This is a genomic window from Priestia aryabhattai, from assembly GCF_023715685.1.
Classification (GTDB): Bacteria; Bacillota; Bacilli; order Bacillales; family Bacillaceae_H; genus Priestia; species Priestia aryabhattai_B.
In genome coordinates this window covers 714,467-737,872 of the sequence record NZ_JAMBOQ010000001.1, presented here as the reverse complement: position 1 = coordinate 737,872, position 23,406 = coordinate 714,467, and the positions used below count along the sequence as shown (strand labels likewise).

Below are 23,406 nucleotides of genomic sequence, written 5' to 3'. Positions count from 1 at the left end.
GGCACTTATGGAAAAACAAATTTCAATTGCGATTGACGGTCCTGCAGCTGCTGGGAAAAGCACAGTGGCAAAGATTATAGCAGAAACCTTATCATATATTTATGTTGATACAGGAGCGATGTATCGTGCTCTAACGTATCAAGCGCAGAAAAACCAGGTAGATTTACAAAATGAAGAAGAGCTATTGCATTTGCTTAACGAAACAGTAATCGATTTAAAACCCTCTGAATCTGGACAGGTAGTAATCTTAAATGGACAGAATGTTACAAGTGAAATTCGTTCCGCAGAAGTAACCAACTCTGTATCCATCGTGGCGAAACATCGTGCAGTTCGTGAAGAGATGGTAGCGAGACAGCAGGGCCTTGCTAAAGATGGAGGCGTTGTAATGGATGGACGTGATATCGGTACACATGTGCTTCCTCACGCAGAAGTCAAAATCTTTTTGTTAGCATCTGTGGATGAAAGAGCACAAAGACGCCATGACGAAAACATAAAAAAAGGTTTTGAATCAAATTTAGAGCGTTTAAAAGAAGAAATTGCCCGCAGAGACAAGCTGGATTCTGAGCGCGAAGTAGCACCTCTTAAAAAAGCTGAAGATGCAATTGAAATCGATACAACTTCCTTATCGATTGAAGGAGTTGTAGAAAAAATACTTTCTATTACAAAAGAAAGGATTGGATGATTTTGAGCTTTTATACGTTTGCACGTGCCATTGTAAAAGGTATTTTAACACCAGTTTATCGTTATGAAGTAATCGGTGCAGAAAATATCCCTTCAGAAGGCGGAGTTTTGCTTTGTTCAAATCATATTGACAACTTAGATCCGCCTACTGTAGGTGTGACATGTCCAAGGCCTATTTCGTTTATGGCAAAAGCAGAGTTGTTTAAAGCACCTTTTCTGAAGACGGTCCTGCCAAAGTTAGAAACATTCCCTGTAAAGCGCGGGATGGCAGATCGTGAAGCTTTGCGCCAAGGGTTAAAGATTTTAAAAGAAGGAAAAGTGCTTGGGTTATTTCCAGAAGGAACAAGAAGCAAAGATGGGAAATTAGGAAAAGGAATGGCTGGAGTAGGCTTTTTTGCTTTGCGTTCAAAAGCAGCTGTTGTGCCTTGCGCTGTTATTGGTCCATATAAGCGCTTTGCAAGGTTAAAAGTAGTGTACGGACCGCCAATTCAGATGGATGAGCTTCGCGAACGAAAGGCATCAGCCGAAGAAGTAACCGACGTTATTATGAAAAGCATTGCTGAATTAATTGAAAAATATCAATAGTTTGTAACCTTATGACTTGACAAAAGATTCTATTTATTAGAAGTTAGTAACAAAGAGAGTTTTTTCTATACAGAGCTATATACAATAATGATGAGCTAAAAGAGTGAAGAACTCTTACAAGGGAATACATATTGTAGATGGATATTGGAGGAGGAAAAGACGATGACAGAAGATATGAATCAAGTAGAGGTAACATCATTAGAAGTAGGAGAAACAGTAAAAGGTACTATTACGAAAGTAGAAGAAAAGCAAGTGTATGTAGATGTACCTAACAGCAAACTAGACGGTATTATTCCAATTAGTGAATTAGCGAGCTTACATATTGAAAAAGCAGGCGATGTAATCCAAGAAGGTGCCGAAGTCGAAGCGAAAGTAATTAAAGTGGAAGACGATTTACTTGTGTTATCTAAGCGGGCTGTAGATGCTGAAAAAGCATGGGAAGGTTTAGAAGCAAAACTTTCTTCAGGTGAAGTGTTTGAAGCAGTAGTCAAAGAAATTGTCAAAGGCGGATTAGTTGTAGATATTGGTGTAAGAGGGTTCATTCCAGCTTCTCTTGTTGAAACTCATTTCGTCGATGATTTTGCAGAGTATCAAGATCAAACTCTTACAGTCAAAGTAGTGGAATTAGATAAAGAAAAAAATCGCGTAATCCTTTCGCATCGTGCAGTTGTAGAAGAAGAGCTTGTACAACAAAAAGAAAATGTTCTTGAGTCATTAAAAGAAGGTCAGGTTTTAGAAGGAACCGTTCAGCGCTTAACAGACTTTGGGGCGTTTGTAGATGTAGGCGGAGTCGATGGGTTAGTGCATATTTCTCAGCTTTCACATACGCGTGTAGAAAAACCTTCAGATGTAGTAGCTGAGGGAGATACTGTGAAAGTCAAAGTATTATCTGTTGACAAATCAACTGGGCGTGTTTCATTATCTATTAAAGATACGTTAGAAGGTCCATGGTCCAACATTTCTACGAAGCTTCGCCAAGGTGATGTAGTAGATGGAACCGTTAAAAGACTTGTATCTTTTGGAGCTTTTGTGGAAGTTCTACCTGGAGTAGAAGGACTTGTACACATCTCTCAAATTTCACATAAGCATATCGGAACACCGCATGAAGTACTTTCTGAAGGTGAAAAAGTGACGGTAAAAGTACTTGATGTGAATGAACAAGAACGACGCGTTTCGTTAAGCATTCGTGATCTTGAGGAAGAAGAACAAGAAGATTACGGTGACTATGAATTACAAGAAGAGTCAAAAGGTTTCCAATTAGGTGATATGATTGGAGATCAATTAAAAAAATTAAGATAAGTAATGGTGATGATTCGTGAGCAGAGCAAAACGTAAAATTGATCACATTCATCATGCGATTCAAACGGGACAGCATCGGCTGCACGGGCTAGATGATATTCGCTTCGTTCATAATAGCTTACCAAATACAGGCGTGCACGATGTTCATATTGATACAAAAATTGGCGAACTTTTGTTAAGTTCGCCAATTTTTATAAATGCTATGACGGGTGGAGGGGGACAAGAAACGGAACGGATTAATCGTTCGTTTGCCCAAATTGCTCATCATGGTCAATTAGCAATGGCCGTTGGATCGCAGATGGCTGCGATTAAAGATAAAAATGAAGAACAATCATACAGAGTAGTGCGTCAAGAAAACCCTAAAGGAATTATTTTTGCCAACCTAGGCAGTGAAGCTACAGTTGAACAAGCCAAAAAAGCGGTTGATATGCTTGAAGCGAATGGACTTCAAATTCATTTAAATGTCATACAAGAACTGGTCATGCCAGAAGGAGATCGTGATTTTACCGATGCATTACATCGTATTGAACGAATCGTCCGAGAGGTAACCGTTCCTTTAATTGTTAAAGAAGTAGGTTTTGGGATGAGCGCTCAAGCAGTTCAAAAACTTAAAGATGTGGGTGTTGAAATCGTTGATATTGGTGGGTACGGTGGTACTAATTTTTCGAAAATCGAAAATGAAAGACGAGCAAAACATTTTCATTTCTTTAATGATTGGGGAATTTCCACAGCAGCTTCTTTAGCAGAAGTATCTCAGCATGTAGAAGGTGTGTCCATTATCGGTTCAGGAGGTATTCAAACCTCTATGGATATTGCTAAGTCTATTGCGTTAGGAGCTTCTGCAACAGGAATGGCAGGATATTTTTTATCCATTTTAATGAAGTCTGGTTTAGAAGCAGTTGTAGAAGAGATAACCGAGCTGCATGAGGAGTTAACGTTCATCATGGCTGCGTTAGGAGCAACTTCTATTGCCGAGCTTCAGCAAATGCCTCTAGTTATTACAGGGGATACTCATAGCTGGTTGACCCAGCGAAATGTATCTATAGAAATATTTAATAACAGGTAATAAAAAAGCATGCAGTTGACTGCGTGCTTTTTTATTTCTTTAGAGAGGTAATGATCTCGTTTTCATTTTAAAAAACAAAAAATAATGGCAGAAGAAATGACAAAAAGCATGAAATCCCAAACGTTTGTCTCTTATAATAAGTTAAATAAACAGAAAAATCAGAAAAAGAGGTGGCGTAATGAAAAAGGGACATCCTATATTTACAATTTTTCTTTTCTTTTTAGGCTGGGTTTTCATGTATGCAGATCGTAATATTTTATCTCCGGTTATGGGAGATATCGGTGCACAGTGGGATCTTAATAAAGCGGAACTTGGGTTAATGTCTACCGTGTTTTTTGTAGCGTATGCAGCTATGCAGATTCCAACGGGTTTTTTGGCCGATCGATTTGGTCGCGTTAAGATTTTAGTAGCTGGATACATCCTGTTTGGAGTTTCCACATTCTTTACAGGACTTACGACTACTTTCGGTATGTTTTTACTCATACGAGCGCTGACAGGCCTTGGAGAAGGAACGTATTATGGTTCACAATACGGAATTTCTTCGAGCATCACGTCCGAACGATACCGGGGTTTAGTGTCTGCGCTCATCAATAGTGGAATGGCTTTTGGTATATCACTTGGTTTTATCGGTTCTACATACATTACATATACGTTAGAAAAAGACTGGCAGTTTACTTTTTACTTATTTGCTATTCCAACTGTAGTAATTGCCATTTTAATAGCTTTCTTTGTAAAAGATAAGCAGAGGGAGCAAGGAAAAAATTCGCTAAATAAAGGAACACAGCAGTCGCTAAAAGTATTATTTACAAGAAATCATATTTTTGTATACGTTTTAATCTTCTGCTCTCTTTACGGATTTTTTGGCATGCTGACGTGGCTTCCTTACTATTTACAGCATTCACGAGGATTAGAAGGGTCGCAAACAGGCATTATAGCATCTCTAGTACCTTGGGCGTCTATTCCAGGAGCAATCTTCTTTGGTTATATATCTGATCGAATTTTAAATAAAAAAGCATTAATTGTCAGTTTGTCAGTAGCGGGTGCTTTCTGTCAATTTTTTATCCCTTACACAGAGAGTTATTCTTGGCTATTAATCGGCTTAATTGTGTACGGTCTGATAGGGAAATTAGCATTAGATCCTATTTTGATTTCGTATATGGCGGATATTACCCCCTCTTCCATGTATTCTAAAGTGTACGGTTTTTTCAACTTTAGCGGCATGCTGTCATCTATCTTTGCACCTTACATTACCGGATATTTTGCAGATAAACTCGGAAGTATGGAATTCGGGTTTTATCTGTCAGGAGCACTATTATTAGTGGGAGGAGTTCTCTTTTTATTTACAGTACAGAAAGAACGTTCTTATCCTGTTTCACATCCAGTTTTAAAATAAAAAATGCGCTGACTTAGTCAGCGCATTTTTTTATTTATGTTCATTTAACTCTCGCGCTTCTTCAGGACTTTGCAAACTAGTTGCTCCCGGATAGTGAAGTCCTTGATCACGGTCAGATTCAACTCGTTTTGATTCCTTTAATTTTTTCTCTTGACGATCTTTTCCCATTCTAGATTCCCTCCTTTTTTCTGATAGGTTGTCCCAAATAACCGCTTCTATTCTAAAATCCCGATTAAGTTTTACAAAATTGATACATACTGATGACAGATAGGGAGGTGCCATATTCAGTGGACGGAATTTTCTTTTATTGGCTTTCGTGGATGGGATGGATTATCACGACATTTTTTATGCCCAAAACATCTAGGCGTTGGAAGGTAACAGCCATTATATTAATCAGTATACTCCTAAGCGGAATGAACATGCATATGACTCAGTTTTCATGTAGTTACACAGCTTTGTTTTTAGTGGGGGTAGCGTGTGTTTATGCTTCAGGCTACAGTAGAATTCAGCAGTTATATTATGTTATTGTATGCGGCATTATAATAATTGCCTATGCTAGTTTTTGTTTACTGGAGCTCTATGATCCTGTATGGATTTTTATTGATCGTAAGTGGATTTTGACTGGACTTATCTTATATATTTGCTTTATGGTGGTTAAAGATGCTGAAAAAAGATTCGCAGCGATCATTTTAGGTGTAGTGGGAGGAGATTTTTTATATGCAGTTGTCATTCGAGATATCGCATCTTATGAAGTAGGGTCTCTTCGTACACTCGACGTTTTAGCAACAGCAGTAGGAGCTATGTTTATTTGGGAGATGCTGGTTTATTTCTCTGCTTATTTAGATTTGTACGTGCTGAAGTCTCATAGGCAAAAGCAAAGTACTTACAAATAGAAGAAGAGATTTCGTAAAATTATATTGTTGTTACCGGTGATTTTTGATAAAATTGTTTGATTGAAAGAGTAATGCTTATTCAGCGGATAGGCAGTTAATCAGCTCAGTGTAAGATAGGGCTGATAAAAAGCCTGCTTTATCGCTTATGATCGATTAGTAGAGGTCATGCCACGCTGCATGGCCTCGATTTTTGAAAAAAGAATGATCTTATTTATTTGTACATGTAGATAAATACCTTTAGTCGATTAAAGACTGGTTGCCGATACATAAAAAAGATCAAGGAAAGGGAAGAATCGTATGCCAAAACCAATTATTGCGATTGTTGGTCGTCCCAACGTAGGAAAATCAACAATTTTCAACCGAATTGTAGGAGAGCGAGTATCTATTGTAGAAGATATTCCGGGTGTAACTCGTGATCGTATCTATAGTTCAGGTGAGTGGCTGAATATGGACTTTAACATTATTGATACTGGCGGTATTGACATTGGAGATGAGCCATTTTTAGAACAGATCAAACAGCAGGCAGAAATTGCAATTGATGAAGCGGACGTAATCATTTTTCTAGTGAATGGACGCGATGGAATTACTGCAGCTGATGAAGAAGTGGCGAAAATTTTATACAAATCCAAAAAGCCCGTCGTCCTAGCCGTTAATAAAGTAGATAATCCTGAAATGAGAGAATTAATCTATGATTTCTACGCACTAGGATATGGAGAACCGTTCCCAATCTCAGGAACGCATGGTTTAGGTTTAGGTGACCTGCTAGACGAGGCAGCTAAGCACTTTCCAAAAGAAAAAGACGAAGATTACGGAGAAGAAGTGATTAAATTTTCATTAATTGGTCGTCCTAACGTAGGGAAATCTTCATTAGTTAATGCTCTTCTAGGTGAAGACCGTGTTATTGTCAGTGATCTAGCCGGTACGACACGCGATGCCATTGATACAAAGTTTACAAAAGAAGATCAAGAATATGTTGTAATCGATACAGCTGGAATGAGAAAGCGTGGAAAAGTGTACGAGAGTACTGAAAAATACAGCGTACTTCGTGCATTAAAGGCAATTGAACGCTCAGATGTTGTCTTAATTGTATTAAATGCTGAAGAGGGTATTATTGAACAAGATAAGAAAATTGCTGGCTATGCGCAAGAAGCTGGAAAAGCTGTTGTAATCGTTGTGAACAAATGGGATACAGTAGAAAAAGATGAAAAAACAATGAAAAAGTTTGAAGAAAATATACGTGAGCATTTTCAGTTTTTAACATATGCTCCAATTGTATTCCTTTCAGCTAAAACGAAAAAACGTACGCATACGCTATTGCCAATGATTGATCTTGCAAGCGAAAGCCATGCGGTACGTGTAGAAACAAGCATCTTAAATGATGTGATTATGGATGCAGTAGCGATGAACCCGACGCCTACTCACAACGGAAACCGCTTAAAAATCTATTACACAACTCAAGTAGCAATTAAGCCACCAACTTTTGTTGTGTTTGTAAATGATCCTGAGTTAATGCATTTTTCATATAAACGTTTCTTAGAAAATAAGCTTCGTGAAGCTTTTGGATTCGAAGGAACTCCAATTAAAATTATTGCAAGACCAAGAAAATAACAGAGGATGTGATCGGCGTGGAAAGAATAGCTGTACTAGGAGCAGGGAGCTGGGGAACTGCATTAGCTTTCGTATTGGCGGAAAATGGACACGATGTTCGCATTTGGGGACATAGACAACAAGTCATTGATCAAATCAACGAGATGCATCAGAATGAAAAATATCTGCCTGATGTAGAGCTTCCTCATCAGATTAAAGGTTTTACGTCATTAGAAAAGGCAATAGAGGGTGTTGAAACCCTTATTTTAGCTGTTCCAACGAAGGCCATTCGGGAAGTGTTGCAGCAGCTAAAAGCCCTTACCGATGAACTGTTTACAATTGTTCACGTAAGTAAAGGAATTGAACCGGATTCTCTTTTACGTATATCTCAAATGATTCAACAGGAAATTGACACAAAAGACATTGTTGTCTTATCAGGCCCGAGTCATGCTGAAGAAGTAAGTAGAAGGCAGCCGACAACCGTGACGTCAGCTTCAACAAATATACAAGCAGCAGAAAAAGTGCAGGATTTATTTAATAATCAACAGTACTTCCGTGTATATACAAATCCTGATGTTATTGGTGTGGAAATTGGGGGAGCGTTAAAAAATATTATTGCTCTTGCAGCTGGTATCACGGATGGGCTTGGATATGGAGACAATGCGAAGGCCGCTCTTATGACTCGTGGCCTAGCTGAAATCGCTCGTTTAGGTACTGTGCTTGGCGCCAATCCTCTGACGTTCTCAGGTTTAGCAGGGATTGGAGACTTGATTGTAACGTGTACAAGCGTTCATTCTCGAAATTGGCGCGCTGGTAATCTTCTTGGAAAAGGCAAAAATTTAGACGAAGTATTAGAAAATATGGGAATGGTTGTAGAAGGTGTACGCACGACGAAAGCAGCTTACCAGCTATCTCAAAAATATGACGTAAAAATGCCGATTGCTGATGCTTTATATAATGTACTCTTTAATGATGTGAAGGCAAAAGATGCAGTAGACGCGCTTATGTCTCGTACTAAAACACATGAAATGGAAGATTTAGCGAATGTTTTAGGAGAAAAATTAAATTAAGTGCAAAGAAATATGAAAAAATAGGCAATTGGTGATACCCAAAACCATTTACTTGCATAAAATAACGTGTAAATAAAGATGAGTAGAACTGTTAGTATGGGAATATTTAGTTATAGTCGAAGCGAAGAGCCCCCTTCGCTTCGATTTTTTTATGTGAAAAAGCAGGAATTTGTCAATTTAATAGGAAAGTAATTACTATAGAACATGAATCACTGGAGGGTAAATAAATAGTTAATTTAGAAAGTTCTATCAATATTCGTTTTAACTATAAGTCCTTATGTTATAATAGCGGTGAAAAAAGGAGTGGATGCAATTTGTCGCCAGGTTTGTTAAAGATGTGGATTTCATTGGGTTCCATTGTATTTATGTTTATTTCGGTATTTTCTATTTACTTTAGTCGTTATAAAATCACGAACCGCCTTGGTAAAATTGTACTCGCTTTCATTGCCTATTCGCTCATGATTGTAGCAGGTCTTATTATGGTAATTGTTGTATTGAGCGGTCCGACAGATGCTTAATGTACATATGGTAGGGTGAGATAAATGAAAAAATTCATGCTGACGTCTATTGTTGGGGTAACCATTTTTGTATTATCCGGTTGTTTGTACCCGGAGGAAAGAATGTCTCAAAATCAAGTTCCTTATAAAGACCAAGTTGCTTCCGTGCAAACGGCGGTTGATCAATTTAAACAAGAAAGCGGAGGCTTATTGCCGATAAAAACGAAAGATATGGACACGCCTATTTATCAAAAATATCCGATTGATTTTACGAAAATTGTTCCTAGATACATGCAAGACGCACCTGGGAATTCGTATGAAAGCGGAGGGATATTTGCGTACGTGCTTGTGGATGCAGAAACAAAGCCTACGGTTAAATTATTAGACTTACGAATGGCGGATACGATTCAAGATGTTAATGTACATTTGAATATATACCGTCAAAATCATAAAGGGTACGTACCGTTTAAAGATGTTATCGCTCCCGGCGTATTCTCTATTAATTATAAAAAATTGAATATGAAAGAACCTCCTGTAGTTACTAGTCCGTATACAGGGAATAGTCTTTCTTTAATTGTTAATGGACAGGGAGAGGTATTTGTGGATTATCGTCCTGATTTGTATGATGCCATTCAAAAGCATAAAAGCTCCTACAAACCGGGTGAAGATATACGAAAGCTCCTTGTGAAAAACAGTGATTTTGTACCAGCTTACTCTCTTCCTTATACAGTTAACGATAAGAATGAACCAATATTTTTTAAAAAATAAGTCATGAACCCCTTCTCCTTGAATAATATTCAGAGAGAAGGGGTTTTCTCTTTCTTGTACACCAATAATGATAATCAGAATGACTAAGTCAGCATGTGCATGAAAAAATCATAAATTTTTCTATCAAAAGTCATATTTTAATAGGACAACGTCATAACTATATAGTGTCCTAATTTACTCTCGCAATGGATGTCATATTCCATGAACTCATAGATCGGAGGGGATCTTTTGGAAAAGGTGGATGTATTTAAAGATATCGCTGAACGTACAGGAGGCGATATATATTTAGGTGTGGTGGGAGCAGTTCGAACAGGGAAATCTACATTTATTAAAAAATTTATGGAGCTGGTGGTCCTGCCTCACATCGAGAACGAGGCAGAAAGAGCTCGCACACAAGATGAACTACCACAAAGTGCAGCTGGAAAAACGATTATGACAACTGAGCCGAAATTCGTACCGAATCAAGCAGTTAATGTTTTGGTAGATGACGGGCTAGAAGTTAACATACGGTTAGTAGATTGTGTAGGATATACGGTGCCAGGAGCTAAAGGGTACGAAGATGAAAACGGACCTCGAATGATCAATACACCTTGGTATGAAGAACCAATTCCATTTCACGAAGCAGCTGAAATTGGAACGAGAAAGGTAATTCAAGAACACTCAACGATTGGTGTCGTCATTACAACAGATGGCTCAATTGGAGATATACCTCGTCAAGATTATGTAGAAGCAGAAGAGCGCGTCATTAATGAGCTAAAAGAAGTAGGCAAACCATTTATCATGGTTATTAATACCGTACAGCCATATCATCCTGATACAGAAAAGCTTCGTGCAAAGCTTAATGAAAAATATGATATTCCAGTATTAGCGATGAGTGTGGAAAGCATGCGCGATACTGATGTAATGAACGTATTAAGAGAAGCACTATATGAGTTCCCTGTATTAGAAGTCAACGTTAATCTACCAAGCTGGGTAATGGTTTTAAAAGATAAACATTGGCTGCGTGAAAGCTATCAAGAAGCCGTTAAAGAAACGGTAAAAGATATTAAGAGGCTGAGAGACGTTGAACGGGTAGTAGAGCAATTTAGCCAATTTGAGTTTATCGATCAGGCTCGATTAGCCGGAATTGAGATGGGGCAGGGAATTGCTGAAATTGACTTATACGCTCCAGATGACTTATATGATCAGATTTTGAAAGAAATCGTAGGAGTAGAAATTCGCGGAAGAGATCATTTGCTGCAGTTAATGCAAGACTTTGTGCATGCAAAAACCGAGTATGACCAAGTCTCTGATGCACTTCGTATGGTTAAACAAACAGGTTATGGTGTAGCTGCACCTTCGCTTTCAGATATGAGCCTTGATGAACCTGAAATTATTCGCCAAGGATCGCGTTTTGGAGTTCGTTTAAAAGCAGTGGCACCTTCTATTCACATGATTAAAGTAGATGTAGAATCAGAATTTGCGCCGATTATCGGGACGGAGAAGCAAAGCGAAGAATTAGTTCGTTATTTGATGCAAGACTTTGAAGATGATCCGCTTTCAATTTGGAATTCAGATATATTTGGCCGCTCTCTAAGTTCAATCGTAAGAGAAGGGATCCAAGGAAAGCTGTCTCTGATGCCTGAAAATGCGCGATATAAGTTAAAAGAAACGCTAGAACGGATTATTAACGAAGGATCTGGAGGTTTAATCGCGATTATTTTATAAGAATATAACGTTAGGCTCCTCATAAAGGAGCCTTTTCTTTTTTGGATAGATCATACAAAACTTTACATATATTGTGATAGATCGCGTGGTTATCCTATTCCTGCGTTATTTTCTGCTTGCTATGCCTTGTTCAATATGTTAATCTTTTAACAGAAATCGATCGATCATAGTGTTTTCACTACATACACCCGGCAGATGAATGAAAAACATTGAATTATTTAGTTCAATCGTTTATGATTAGGCTTGTCGATACATAGGCTATGTATAATATCCATTTGTTTTGTTAAAGAATGAGATATAACGAATTACTAGATTCCTTTTCTAACAAGGTTTTTAGTTATTATATGATCCGATTTTGGGAGGAGGTGAATGGCATGAACAAGACAGAATTAATTAATGCTGTTGCAGAAGCAAGTGAGCTTTCAAAAAAGGATGCTACAAAAGCAGTTGATGCTGTTTTCGATACAATTTTAGAAGCTTTAAAAGCTGAGGACAAAGTTCAACTTATCGGTTTTGGTAACTTCGAAGTACGTGAACGTGCTGCTCGTAAAGGACGCAATCCACAAACTGGCGAAGAAATCGAAATTCCTGCTAGCAAAGTTCCTGCATTCAAACCAGGTAAAGCATTGAAAGACGCGGTCAAATAAGGGCTTCGCGCCTTACATACCAAGGTTTGTAGCGATTTCAAAGTTCACTAAGGTATTAGTGTCCAGAAAAATCATAAAAAAAAGCTCATTAGAATCTCTTCTAGTGAGCTTTTTTTTAATACTTAAGGAAAAAGAATTAACGACCATTTTTAAGGAATTAAAAAATTAAAAAAATAAATTCAGAATGGAAACTCAGTCTTCTTTTCTAAATCTATCTTTGTATATTTTCCCATGTAAGCAATGCGCAGTTCTTCATTTTCATTAGATAATTCCTTAATCCGTTCTTCGAGTAGAGAAATATATTTTTCTTTTTGTTCAAGTGCTCTCGCGAAATCCTCAACTTTTTTATTTCGTTGCTTAGCGTAAAGTTCTTCAAACCTCTCAGATTCTTTTTTAAGCTCTTTTACTTCCTCTTCGAGCTGAGAATACCATGTGTTTAAGTAATCAATGTAGGGGCTTTTCCAAAGGCTTCTGCGGCTAGATAAACCCAGTTTAGGGTAAATCATATCAAAAACTTCGTTTTTGGTGATTTTTGAACGGCTACCTTTACTAAATTGATTCCTTAAGGTTCTTTTCACTATACGAGCTACTTGATACAGGTCATCTTTTGTGTATTTGTTGTTAGCCATTTATGACTCCTTCCTTAAGAAAGATAAGGGCTTCTAGAAACGTGAGGGTAGGTTTGGTTTTTTTGTATTTACGATAGTAAGTCTTAGCCTTGGAATATAGTTGCTTTTCAATGTTTTTTGTTGCTTTCGCATCTATTTCAAATTTTTTAAAAAGGTGTTGGAAGGTCTCATTTAAAAGTTCTTTAATATCTTCTGAACGATAGGTAATAACTTCTCGTTCTAACTTGTTCTTTTTTGCTAAATCATCATTATGAGATAAGAGGAGTATATACCGTAATATTTCAGCTTTGTGCTCTTCGAGCTTATCGCTATCAGGCATATACTTTTGGCAACTAAAACAATGAAGTTCAGTATGACCACAATTTACAATCTCCGTTGCCAAGCAATTATGGGTTCTTATTGGGAAACCTGTCGATAAGGGTTGTTTTCCTGTATTGTTAGGTAATTTCCCTTTTTGTTTCTCCACCTTACTAATTATGTTTTCTAAGAACAGTTTTGTACTTTCTTTTCCTTCTGAGGTCAAGCTTTGTTTTTGTGCCCGTTTCAATGTTTGCTCCAAAGGAGTTCCGTCGGCAGGTTGCTGAGATTCTGGGAGTTCTACTAAATGACTCCAAATTCCTTTTTCAGCTATTTTCTTATAGTAAGCCTGTATCTCAGGTGGTTTGGTTTCCAAATAGGGCAACTGCGAGTCAATGTTTAGTTGCCCTAGTTGTTCTTGTATATCTTCGGTGCTTTTTCCTTTTATTTTCATGTAAACAGCATTCATTCTTCTTAAGTCGTGACTAGTGTAGTATCTAGAGGCACTGACATTACTCCATAACTTCTCTTGAACATGTCTTAAAAAATTATTAATACTTGATACTAAAAGAGGTCCATCATCATAAATATTCGCAAATAAGCGATAATCTGTTTCATCATCACCATAATAATACTCTTCGCTTGATATTTTAATTTTTGAACTTGGTGCCATTGTTTGAAGCTGTTGGACCCATTGAACCAAATCTTTTGTAGCAGGCAGGGTATGCGGTTCACCGTTTTTAGTTTTATGGAAGTGTATAAAAACGTTGCCTTCCGCATCTCTCGGTAGGCAATTCTTTTTTAAAAGTAAGACCTCTGCCAAACGTTTTCCAGTTACTAGCTGAATTAAACAAGCTCTTCTAGCTCTTAAATGGAATAATTTATTTTCGTCAAACGTATCAGACTGGTCTTCTAGGAGAGTGGAGATAAGAGCGTGAACCGAACCAAAATTAAGTAACTTACCGTATGTTCTTTCTTTATTAGAAACACTTATGGGAATAATTCGGTTGATATTTATTTTCAAACTGTTTATGTTAGAGTAACATTCTAACCAAATTCTCAACGAAGTTTTTATATTGCCTTTATCGTTCTTAGGAAGTGTTTGGAAAGGTTCTGATGAAAGGGTGTCTATGATGCCGCCCGAGAGGGCTTGTTCCATTGAAAGTATGTACCCGTTTTGAATCATAAGCGTCGCAAATTTTCTTAGAGCACTGGAATAAGCTCGAAACGTTCCCCATCTGATGGAAGATAGAGCTTGTCGTTGCGTTGTGCCATCTTCAAGATGAAAAGTTAAAAGGTAGCCACCTTCAGCCTTGCCTTTTAAAATTTCAAATGTGAAATGGTAAAGATGCTGAGCAATTTCACATGCATTCTCTTTTGTCAAGATATCCCATTTTGCTTTTTCAGATTCTAGGATAGTAATTCTATCTTGGGTGTTAGGGACAAGGGTAATATGCGAAAGGGGTTCGTCTTTTAAAATCATCGCTACAAATCTAGCCACTTTCTTGTTTCTTGTCATTAAATATTCAATTTCAGTGTCGCTAATAGTTCGTAACGTATAACCTTGTAACAGCCCATATCCGCATAGCCATAGTTTGAACACAGTTTGAGTAACTCGTTTTTTAAAATTGGCTCTAGCCTTTGGAACGTTCGCATTTATTTTATCAAAGGAATCGTAATTTTTTTCAAAAAGCTCATCGAGCTTTGTAAAATTGTCCAGTTGTTCAATTGGGTAATGAACGTAGCTAACAGGAGACTGGAAAGCGTCGCTTAAATTAAACTGTATACGCTGGAAAAACGCGAGTTTTAGAGCGTAACCAGCCTCACCTTTGGTTAATGATTTTAGTTCTGTAAAATAGTCAATTGGTGTATCAAAAAACGATTGAGACACAGTTTTCTCGTTTAGCGTATTTCTTTCAAAGTGGTTGAAATGTCTTTTTACACCAAGCTCTACAGGTACATTTGTAATTACTATAGAGCGTTGTTTCAGGGGGAGGAGATTATTGTTCATTTTGTGCTCCTTTCCAATTAATTAAAAACCATAGAAGTAATTTCTTCTTCTGATATCTTTAAATCCATTAATCTTTCCTTGATTAATCCTATGGCTGTTAATTTATTTTGAGCAATAGTATTCTCATAACTAAAGTCTACACTTTCATCCTTAAACTCAATGAACTGGAATGTTAACTCCTTCAAAAGCTTTACAGCACCTTCAATTTCTTCTCGTGTCATCATAAAGCTAGGACAACTCCAACATTTCAAGTAGTGTCTACAAGTACCATCTTCATCAAAACAAAATCCCATTTCAGTTCTACGTCCGTGTTTCTTGATGAATTCTTCCATAGTCAGCTCTTTTGTTAAGTCATAAAGTAATTCACTTGTAGGTTCATTAGTAGTTAACGCTTCAATAAGCCTTAAGTAGAACTTGCCAGTTATCTCACCTTGTTCGTATTTGTCAATAGCTCTGTATAATAATGCTTTCTTTGCATGAGCGCTTTTAATATAAGTTTTGGTCATGGTAGAATTTGAGTGTCCAGCTGCAACTTGTGTAGCTTCTAAACTTCCAGTTTGCTTGAGTATCTCTGTTAAGATATGATGACGGAACCCATGCGCTCCACCTAAAGACGACTCTTCGAGTTTTAAAATAGAGGATACTTTAGGCTTAATTTTATTATTGAAAAACTCCCAAACAATGTGTCTATTAAGTACCCACGGAGATTCCGAAAGTTGGAATAAATGGACATACCTATCTTTTGTTTCATCATTATAGAGCGTAGGGAAATTCGCTACTTTTGCTCTTGTTTGCAAAGCGCTAACCGCATCAATTCCTAATCTATCTACAAAAGGAAATTGACCGCCCTTGTTTCCTGCTTTATCTGCATTCCGTGAATAAATTCCATAAGCATTTGGCTCGTTAGGAAGGCGTTGTAAGGCATCTTCAGCTTGAAGGTTAAGCACAAAGCTGAAGCGCGCAGGACAAGAAACTATAATCCTCCAAAAAAATAGGCATAGCTGTTCTAGTTCATTTTCAGGTTGGTATTTTGTAAGAATCTTAACAATCTCATCAGCAATATTTTCATCTGTGAACGCACGACCATTTCCTTTTCTACTGCGTTCTTTTGCCTGTTTGCTTAAGCTTTTCCAAAAGCTCTCAGGAAACTCTAATTTTTTTGGAAAGGAACCATTTTCATTGGCTCCCCATAAAAAAAATTTCTTATATTTAGCAATCATTACATTAGCGCTACTGACTTCTCTATTGTCACTTAATAGAAAATTAGTGAGAGATTCAAAATCCTCCCATGTAAATTGAGAGCAGTCTTTTAAGGAATGAAGTTCTAGATAATCCATTAGAATTTTTAAGCATTGACCAACTCTGATAATATAAATTGGCTTGGCATTAGCCCGAACAAGATAATTATGATATTCTCTAAACATTTCACCCCAAGAGGGGTGGGTAAAGAGGATGGTTGTCCAATGGCTAGGTCGAGATTTTCTTACAATCTTATGAGTGTAGCCTAGCTTCAGCCTCAGGTCGTTAACCATCTTTTTACTCATAAGCCTTTCGTAAACTAAAGGCGTTTTATCTAAGTCATCGTCTGTTAATTCAGCAAAGGGTTTCATTGAGAAAAGAATTAAAAATACAACTGCTTTTATAACTTTTCTCTTTGTTTTAGATGTCGCCTTTATAACTTCCCATTCATTATCTGTGAGTAGAGGAGATTCTCTGACCCATTTTTTAATACGATTGGCTGACCCTGCGACACCATAACGTTGAATTAAATAGTTATACAGAAGGTGTCTGTACTCTAAGTTTAAATATATCTTTTTTTGCCACGCCCAAAATAGGATATAACCTAGTTCAGATGTGTCTCCAAATTGAATGCTTTTTTCTTCAAGTGGTGATGAGAGCCATTCTTTACCTGAAGGATATCGCTCTTGGAGCTGTCCTACAACTACTCTGTTATTTGCTATACGTTCTCTTGTTACAGATTTTCTAGTGGATTTGTGTATTTGTTCCTCAAACTCCTCGAATGGTATCCATTCCATCTTTTCACCCCTTAGATGCAACACGGAAAGTGTCACTTATGTCCCTTGCTTTTTCTTCTAATTCGTTGTTGTTATCGTGTAAATAATGTGAATATATCCCTAAAGTAACTTCTTTATCTGAATGACCTAGGCGACGTTGTACATCTTCAACAGAGTGCTTTAGTACTCTTAGGCAGTATGTTGCATAATAATGTCTGAAAGTATGTGGCGTTATTTCTTGCAAAACGGATTCTTTATCTAAGTAATTAGATAAGGTGTTTTTTAATTTGTCATAGACCGTTCTTCCAGTGATACGCTTGCCCATACGAGAAGGTGCCCTAGATACAAATAAGTAAGGGTGTTCACTTCCTGCTCTTTTCATTACTAATTCTCTTTCTTTCAGTGCATCAAGTAAGAGTGATGAAAATTCATCCTGGGAGAAGAAAAGGGGTATTGTTCTATCTTCGGACGATTTATTTCTTGACTGGAAATGACCGATTGCATCATTTCTATTAACGACGTTACATACCCACTTATCAATGTTAGGAACAAATTCAACATCACCACGTAAGTGGTCTTTCAAATGTTCGATTGCTTCAAAGTAATTTAAACGAAGTAATTTTTTTGGTAAAGTTGATGTGTCTATCATTAGGTTCGCAGCTTCCGATTCTCTTAGTCCAAAACATTTTAAAATGTGAAACAAGAAGGTGTTTTGTCTTTTGTTTGTAGGCAAAGATGAAAAGAACACATTCATTTCTGTGACTGTAGGAATTCTTTCCTTGAGTGCTGTATATCTTTTTGTAGAGCCAGTTATCCCGATTCCAGCTCTGTCCATAATGTATTTAATATCGAATACTGAAACTTGAACATTGCCTAAGGTTCCTGAGAGAAATGTTTCTTTGTATTTTTTCTTTACAGGAATCTCTCCGAGATTAAGGTAACTGTATTTATGCGTTCGTCTCTTTAAGAAAATAAAATATTTAATAGCAAGGGATACGATATTTGAAACATAAGATGAAGGTAATTTTCCCCATGGAACCTTCTCTCTGCCACCGTACTCGTCCATTTGAATTGTTAGTACCTTTCCTGCTGTTCTCGCTTCTCTGTGAAGAGGTACATATTCCAAAGCAGCCCATTCAATGGCTTTATCGGGTAAAGGATAGTCAGCAGTTCCTTTGGTTTCAACTAGTCGTAAATAGTCAACGAAACCAGTTAGGATTATCATTAAATCTCCATCTAATATGTCCATGTCCCAAAGCATTAGAAAGTCCAGTAACTTTTTCATTTGGTATCCATAGTTACGAATTGTGTTTATTGAGTAATTTTCATTTTTACATTGTAATAGAAATGATGTTGCTTCATGGTGGGTTGAATGGTTAGGGGTGCAAATGGAAATAACATTAGTTTCGGCAAAGAAATTCGTATAATGTAAACCATTTATTCTTAGTTTGTTGTAGTATTCAGCGAAGGCTTTCAATCTCTTATCGTTATCTAATATATCGGCAATTACAAAGAAATCAGCGAAACTCATTCAGTTATTCCTCCAGCCAATTATATATTTCAATATCTGATGGTTTACTCGAAGAGTAAGTGTTTCTTCTTGCCACTTTCTTATCCTTTTTCACGGCTATGTCTGAAGGTTTGTATCCCTCTTGTATAGCTCTTCTAAACCAAGCTAGTGGATTTCTTACATGTTTAGACTGTTTGTAACAGCATAGGACTTCAGCAGTTCGTTGAATCCCAATGTAGGTGAATAACCCAATAAGCTCTTCGTAAGGTTCAAACCCAGTAGCAGCATAGAACATGTTAATGATAATTCCTCTTACTTCATCTTTCGAATAGTGTTCCGATTGTCGATTTGATTGATTCATTGTTTATCTCCCTTCTATTTATATAGATGTTATTGAGGTAGGTACTACAATTGAACTTTCAAATATATTCCAACAACTTATAATTTGAATTATAATACATTGTTCACTCAAATTACACTAAAAATTCTGAATTATTAGTGTACTTTGGCTGATTTTTAATAGGTAATATAAACATTTTAGAGTTCTTAGGTATATTTACAGTAGATTACACATACACCGTTAGCACGTACATATAAAGAATGTTATAAGTTAGCTCCGTATAGGGAAACATAACAAAAAATTAAGGAGCTATACTACATGAAAACTTTTGTTTTTGTCTTATTTACACTCGTAAGTACAGTTACTTATCCACTTCAAACACATGCTGATAAAATGCCCTGTACGATTGCATTAGACCCTATCAATAAGGGACTAAAAAACGCTAAGGGGTCAGCTTTAATTTACGAAGTTCAATTAAAAACATCTAGTATCGCTAGAACAAATATCAGTATTCTAGGAGCTCATCTCCCAACACCATCGTCTTACGGTCAATATGATAGTTATGAAGGATATGCAACCATACCAAATGAAATTAGTTGGCGATTTCGTATGTATCCAACGCCAGAAGAGGATGGTCCTACGTGGGCGGGACGCTTTGATTTAATCACGGCAGATATAAAAAATGTGAAAGTACAGGTTCGTCTTTCGAATTCGAAAACTGAAAAGCTTGGACCTCCTGTATTGCAAGGAGTAATAAAAACGTGCAATTAATCGTTTTAAAATGGTGATTATGATGGTTCTGAACCTAATTCTTGAATCAAATATGAAAGGAATTTAATGGAATGAAAAACCGTCTATGGACTTTATCTATAATCATGACATTTGTCTTCATAACTCTTTCAGCAGCCCCTGTAGGGGCAAATCTTCCAACTAAAACAAAAGCAACACGAGAAAATATTTTAGAGGATGCTGTGATAGATTTATTAGATACCCAAATGACACAGGCAGCAGAAAAATATTACGGTGCAAAAAATAGTAAGGGAGTACGGTTTGATTGTCGGCGGGTGTTATCTATAAAAAAATTGGACCATCCAGGCTCCATGATGTTTGAAGCAACACTTGAAGGGATGTCTTATTTTGGTCCTCATAATCCACCTTCTCATATTTTCACAGTGACTATTAGAAGTGATTATCACACCAACGGTTGGGAGATGAAGTCATTTAAAGTAAGAAAGTTGAAACCTCATGAAGTGTATGAATGCAGAGACCCAGCTTAGAATTCTTCGTTATAAGTAGTTCGAAATATGGATAGTAACGTAAAAGGACGTGGAAATAACTTTCCGCGCCCTTTTTTTATTATGTAACAGTTTATGGATATGAGGAACTTCCTACCATTTCATATCATCTATTTGTATGTGTACCAAACGTTCCATTCATTATTGGAATTTTTTGCGATAAACATAATTCCAGTAGATGCGCTTACTCCTTGCGAGATTTTTGGGAAGTGTAATTTTATGAACCAAGAATTTTTGGCAACACCTGTCCCGCATAAGTTTTTTGCTAAGTTGTAGTATGGTCGAAATGTTTGTGGTGATGATAGTGGTCTTGCTTCTTCTACTTTCCATATGCTGTTTTCCTTGTAGGGATAAGCTTTTGGTACTAATTTGTTCAATGCAAGAAGTACCTCTTCTTTTTCCCTTTCGTTAACTTTAACCGTAGAAGAAGCATCTGGACATTTTGGTTCCAAGTAAGGTAAAGGGGTATCGTCCAAACTTGCTTTCACTACATTACACATGCTTAAAGAAAGTGGAATACACAAAATAATGAATCCAAACCTCAGATTTGTTTTTATAAACCTACACCTCAGTCCATATATTGCTTGGTTTGTTTTTACACATAATCACTGTTGTTCTAAAATTAAGTATATTAGTCGCCTTACCTATCAACGAACTTGCTGAGATTGCTAAATTCATCAGGCGTAATATTTCTATGTGTATACTGTATGACGCTATGTTTTGTATAATTTTCTCCAGGAAACCGAAAGGTGATACGTATTAATTTGTAGGGAGGATTAATGGGTCCTTCATATCCTACTACTCTTATTGTTACATCATAAAAGTCATTCTGTTTATTTCTTATTATTTTCTCCATACGCCCAGAAGTGAAAAGTTGTGGGTCACCATGTTTTTCCATGGTATTCAATATAATAGGTCCGAGCTCTCTAAGAAAAGCTAATTCCATTATTGTGGGTGGCTTATTTTGAGGTACGTATTCAGTTTCAGCACTAACTTCTACAACTTCCTTAAAAGCAATTAAGCATAAAATAAAACTTAAACTGACCATGATTTTTTTCAAGGTGAGTCTCCTTTTCGTATAGATAATACTTAGTTTGTGTTAATTTACTATTAATATTAGTTTCCTTCTTTGAATAAAAATTAAGGACAAACCTTATTAGTTGTCATACTAAGAAAAAGAGGGTGAACAGTGTGATAATTAGTTTTTTCACGATTGCTATTATTTTTATGTGGCTCTTTGTTTTGGTTCTGAGACGTACTGTTGCTTTGAAGAATGTTCTTATCTTTCAAGTACTTTACCTTCTTTTTCTACTTCCTGAACCTTTTTCATTAGAGTATGTCTCCATGTATCTATGGCTGCCTTTTGTAGAAATTGGGTTACTTCTTTTAATCTGTTTCATTCTGTCTAAATATGAAATACCCATTAATTTAAAAAATAAAAGACATTTATCTTTAATCGGTTGCTTACTTTTAACCATTATTTATGCTGAATGGTTCAATGGAGCAATTTCTTTTGGTAGTCATTTTGATGAGTTTGCTCATTATCGAGATAGACTGAAGCCTTATTACCACGGTATTCCAATAAAAATAGTAATGCCAAATGAGCGTGGTATGTTCCCTTTCGGAACTGAAGAAAGAGGTGTCTACGTTTACACAGGAAATCCTCTTTACCCTACGGCTGTAACCGAAATTGATGGAAACCTTTATTATTATAATCCTGGAGGATTTGGAGAGCGAGGCAATTGGTTTCAATACGGTATTCCCGAAGGATTACAAGTTTCATCGAAATCAATACACTATACAATGAGTAGGTGATGTTTTATGAATTCGTTAAATGTTTTCGTCGCGTTTGGAGCAGGTATATTGTCTTTTATATCACCTTGCTGTTTACCGTTATACCCTGCCTTTTTATCCTATATAACAGGTGTATCAGTCCAAGATTTAAAAAGTGGGCAAAATAAGTTTAACAAAATAGCTTTGTTGCATACTTTTTGTTTCGTAATAGGTTTTTCTAGTATTTTTATCGTTCTAGGATTATCAACTACATATCTTTATCGCCTTTTTTTCGAGTATAGCGATTTGATACGCCAATTCGTCGCAGTTTTGCTACTATTTTTTGGGCTAGTTATGGTAGGAATACTGAAACCAAGGTTTTTAATGGCTGATAGAAGACTGACATTTAAAAATCGACCATCAGGCTATCTAGGCACAACTTTGATTGGTGTAGGATATGCAGCTGGCTGGACCCCCTGTGTAGGACCGATATTAGGAACAGTGATGAGCTTAGGTTTATATACTGGACAAGGTTTTTTGTACATGTGTGCCTATGCGCTTGGTTTTTCTTTACCCTTTATTATCATGTCTTTTTTTATAGGGAAAGCAGGGTGGATAAAAAAATATGCAAGTAGGATAGCAAAAATGAGTGGTTATCTAACAATAACTATGAGTCTCATTTTATTCTTTGATTGGATGACGAACATAACAGCATTTCTAACCACGCACTTATTTAGAGGGTTTACAGGATTCTAGAATAAGCCACCTAATGATACGTTGATTTATTTGCGTTAAAATAGAGCCTCATTAATTCTGAGGCTCTATTTTTGATGAAACGTAAACGTTTCTTGGTATTCTCTTTCTTCACCTTGTTCTTTCCACGTTATTACAATGTTTAAATCGGTTGCTTTTTCAGATAAACCGAAATTAGAAATACGATAAGGGTGTCCACCTTTTTGAGAAAGTTGTGGTGGTTCCGTAGTTGGCAAAAGTCCGTATTTTGTAATCGAATTGGCTTCATTGCGAAATAATTGAACTTTTACATCACGCACGTCTTTTCCTATGTTTTCCACGTCTAGACTATAGGTGTGATAAACACCTTTTTTTGCTTTTGCTAAGTTAGGGTCTTCAGTATTTGGCTTTGTAACCTCAACACTCCACTGTTTAGATGTTTCTTTCGTTGGTAATTCAGGAAAAGCAAGTGCCTTAGCGTCTATGCTAGTGCTTACGAGTAAGAGAATAGATGCAATCAGTGTAATAAGAGTTATTTTTTTCATAAGAATACACACCTCCTAATAAATAGTGTGCTCTTATCAAAAGAAATTATTTAAACTGTTATACGT

At 36.7% G+C, this 23,406-nt stretch carries 25 protein-coding genes; 16 read left to right on the top strand and 9 right to left on the bottom strand.

Going from position 1 to position 23,406, the window contains the following annotated elements; genetic code table 11:
* The first annotated feature begins 7 nt into the window (after window positions 1-7).
* The 5 genes from cmk (at window position 8) to M3225_RS03750 (ending at window position 5,024) form a co-directional block, all read left to right on the top strand.
* Entirely contained in the window at window positions 8-682 is a 675-nt protein-coding gene (cmk, locus tag M3225_RS03770; RefSeq protein WP_013059029.1) for a (d)CMP kinase, read from the top strand.
* A complete protein-coding gene (locus M3225_RS03765; RefSeq protein WP_251391215.1) occupies window positions 679-1,266 on the top strand; it encodes a lysophospholipid acyltransferase family protein in 588 nt (195 codons plus the stop codon). The genes cmk and M3225_RS03765 overlap by 4 nt, the downstream gene beginning before the upstream one ends.
* 162 nt (window positions 1,267-1,428) lie before the next feature.
* Window positions 1,429-2,565, top strand: a complete 1,137-nt coding sequence (rpsA, locus tag M3225_RS03760; RefSeq protein ID WP_251391213.1) for a 30S ribosomal protein S1 — start codon at window positions 1,429-1,431, stop codon at window positions 2,563-2,565.
* A gap of 16 nt (window positions 2,566-2,581) precedes the next feature.
* On the top strand, window positions 2,582-3,631 hold the full coding sequence (fni, locus tag M3225_RS03755) for a type 2 isopentenyl-diphosphate Delta-isomerase (protein WP_251391211.1): 1,050 nt from the start codon (window positions 2,582-2,584) through the stop codon (window positions 3,629-3,631).
* A 178-nt stretch (window positions 3,632-3,809) separates the two neighbouring features.
* Window positions 3,810-5,024: an MFS transporter gene (locus M3225_RS03750; protein ID WP_251391209.1), complete on the top strand. Its 1,215-nt coding sequence runs from the start codon at window positions 3,810-3,812 to the stop codon at window positions 5,022-5,024.
* Between the two features lie 30 nt (window positions 5,025-5,054).
* On the opposite strand, the gene M3225_RS03745 is transcribed toward M3225_RS03750, so the two are convergent.
* A complete protein-coding gene (locus M3225_RS03745; protein ID WP_013059024.1) occupies window positions 5,055-5,192 on the bottom strand; it encodes a YpzI family protein in 138 nt (45 codons plus the stop codon).
* Between the two features lie 119 nt (window positions 5,193-5,311).
* Here M3225_RS03745 and M3225_RS03740 point away from each other — a divergent pair, with 119 nt between their 5' ends.
* The 7 genes from M3225_RS03740 (at window position 5,312) to M3225_RS03710 (ending at window position 12,193) form a co-directional block, all read left to right on the top strand.
* Window positions 5,312-5,917, top strand: coding sequence for a YphA family membrane protein (locus M3225_RS03740; protein ID WP_251391207.1), 606 nt, complete (start codon window positions 5,312-5,314; stop codon window positions 5,915-5,917).
* A gap of 297 nt (window positions 5,918-6,214) precedes the next feature.
* Window positions 6,215-7,525: a ribosome biogenesis GTPase Der gene (der, locus tag M3225_RS03735; RefSeq protein ID WP_251391205.1), complete on the top strand. Its 1,311-nt coding sequence runs from the start codon at window positions 6,215-6,217 to the stop codon at window positions 7,523-7,525.
* A gap of 17 nt (window positions 7,526-7,542) precedes the next feature.
* Window positions 7,543-8,574 (top strand): NAD(P)H-dependent glycerol-3-phosphate dehydrogenase, encoded by a 1,032-nt coding sequence (locus M3225_RS03730; protein ID WP_251391203.1) that lies wholly within the window; start codon window positions 7,543-7,545, stop codon window positions 8,572-8,574.
* 314 nt (window positions 8,575-8,888) lie between these two features.
* Window positions 8,889-9,092: a DUF2768 domain-containing protein gene (locus M3225_RS03725; RefSeq protein WP_251391201.1), complete on the top strand. Its 204-nt coding sequence runs from the start codon at window positions 8,889-8,891 to the stop codon at window positions 9,090-9,092.
* Window positions 9,093-9,116: 24 nt separating this feature from the next.
* Window positions 9,117-9,839 carry a hypothetical protein gene (locus M3225_RS03720; protein ID WP_251391199.1) on the top strand — a complete coding sequence of 241 codons (723 nt, stop codon included), beginning with the start codon at window positions 9,117-9,119 and terminating at the stop codon, window positions 9,837-9,839.
* 228 nt (window positions 9,840-10,067) lie between these two features.
* Window positions 10,068-11,546: a stage IV sporulation protein A gene (spoIVA, locus tag M3225_RS03715; RefSeq protein ID WP_013059017.1), complete on the top strand. Its 1,479-nt coding sequence runs from the start codon at window positions 10,068-10,070 to the stop codon at window positions 11,544-11,546.
* Between the two features lie 374 nt (window positions 11,547-11,920).
* Window positions 11,921-12,193, top strand: a complete 273-nt coding sequence (locus tag M3225_RS03710; RefSeq protein WP_013059016.1) for an HU family DNA-binding protein — start codon at window positions 11,921-11,923, stop codon at window positions 12,191-12,193.
* A gap of 179 nt (window positions 12,194-12,372) precedes the next feature.
* On the opposite strand, the gene M3225_RS03705 is transcribed toward M3225_RS03710, so the two are convergent.
* Genes M3225_RS03705 through M3225_RS03685 form a run of 5 tightly spaced genes read right to left on the bottom strand, consistent with a single transcriptional unit; the run spans window position 12,373 to window position 19,016 of the window.
* Entirely contained in the window at window positions 12,373-12,822 is a 450-nt protein-coding gene (locus M3225_RS03705) for a hypothetical protein (RefSeq protein WP_251391197.1), read from the bottom strand.
* The gene (locus tag M3225_RS03700) at window positions 12,815-15,130 is read right to left on the bottom strand and encodes a site-specific integrase (RefSeq protein WP_251391195.1); all 2,316 of its coding nucleotides are present in this window, start codon (window positions 15,128-15,130) and stop codon (window positions 12,815-12,817) included. Before M3225_RS03700 ends, M3225_RS03705 begins: the two co-directional genes overlap by 8 nt.
* A gap of 17 nt (window positions 15,131-15,147) precedes the next feature.
* The gene (locus M3225_RS03695) at window positions 15,148-17,166 is read right to left on the bottom strand and encodes a hypothetical protein (RefSeq protein ID WP_251391193.1); all 2,019 of its coding nucleotides are present in this window, start codon (window positions 17,164-17,166) and stop codon (window positions 15,148-15,150) included.
* A 4-nt stretch (window positions 17,167-17,170) separates the two neighbouring features.
* Window positions 17,171-18,676: a tyrosine-type recombinase/integrase gene (locus M3225_RS03690; RefSeq protein ID WP_251391191.1), complete on the bottom strand. Its 1,506-nt coding sequence runs from the start codon at window positions 18,674-18,676 to the stop codon at window positions 17,171-17,173.
* Between the two features lie 4 nt (window positions 18,677-18,680).
* Window positions 18,681-19,016, bottom strand: coding sequence for a hypothetical protein (locus tag M3225_RS03685; protein ID WP_251391189.1), 336 nt, complete (start codon window positions 19,014-19,016; stop codon window positions 18,681-18,683).
* A gap of 297 nt (window positions 19,017-19,313) precedes the next feature.
* On the opposite strand from M3225_RS03685, the gene M3225_RS03680 reads away from it, so the two are divergent.
* Entirely contained in the window at window positions 19,314-19,766 is a 453-nt protein-coding gene (locus M3225_RS03680) for a hypothetical protein (RefSeq protein ID WP_251391187.1), read from the top strand.
* A gap of 71 nt (window positions 19,767-19,837) precedes the next feature.
* Window positions 19,838-20,272, top strand: coding sequence for a DUF3888 domain-containing protein (locus M3225_RS03675; RefSeq protein WP_251391185.1), 435 nt, complete (start codon window positions 19,838-19,840; stop codon window positions 20,270-20,272).
* Window positions 20,273-20,400: 128 nt separating this feature from the next.
* On the opposite strand, the gene M3225_RS03670 is transcribed toward M3225_RS03675, so the two are convergent.
* Together M3225_RS03670 and M3225_RS03665 are read right to left on the bottom strand one after the other, a co-directional pair.
* Window positions 20,401-20,778, bottom strand: a complete 378-nt coding sequence (locus tag M3225_RS03670; RefSeq protein WP_251391183.1) for a hypothetical protein — start codon at window positions 20,776-20,778, stop codon at window positions 20,401-20,403.
* Window positions 20,779-20,930: 152 nt separating this feature from the next.
* Window positions 20,931-21,350, bottom strand: coding sequence for a hypothetical protein (locus M3225_RS03665; RefSeq protein ID WP_251391181.1), 420 nt, complete (start codon window positions 21,348-21,350; stop codon window positions 20,931-20,933).
* A 131-nt stretch (window positions 21,351-21,481) separates the two neighbouring features.
* On the opposite strand from M3225_RS03665, the gene M3225_RS03660 reads away from it, so the two are divergent.
* Together M3225_RS03660 and M3225_RS03655 are read left to right on the top strand one after the other, a co-directional pair.
* On the top strand, window positions 21,482-22,105 hold the full coding sequence (locus M3225_RS03660; protein WP_251391180.1) for a hypothetical protein: 624 nt from the start codon (window positions 21,482-21,484) through the stop codon (window positions 22,103-22,105).
* A gap of 6 nt (window positions 22,106-22,111) precedes the next feature.
* The gene (locus M3225_RS03655; RefSeq protein WP_251391179.1) at window positions 22,112-22,819 is read left to right on the top strand and encodes a cytochrome c biogenesis CcdA family protein; all 708 of its coding nucleotides are present in this window, start codon (window positions 22,112-22,114) and stop codon (window positions 22,817-22,819) included.
* Window positions 22,820-22,884: 65 nt separating this feature from the next.
* Here the strand turns inward: M3225_RS03655 and M3225_RS03650 are convergent, their stop codons facing one another.
* Window positions 22,885-23,340: a hypothetical protein gene (locus tag M3225_RS03650; protein WP_251391178.1), complete on the bottom strand. Its 456-nt coding sequence runs from the start codon at window positions 23,338-23,340 to the stop codon at window positions 22,885-22,887.
* Window positions 23,341-23,406: the final 66 nt, after the last annotated feature.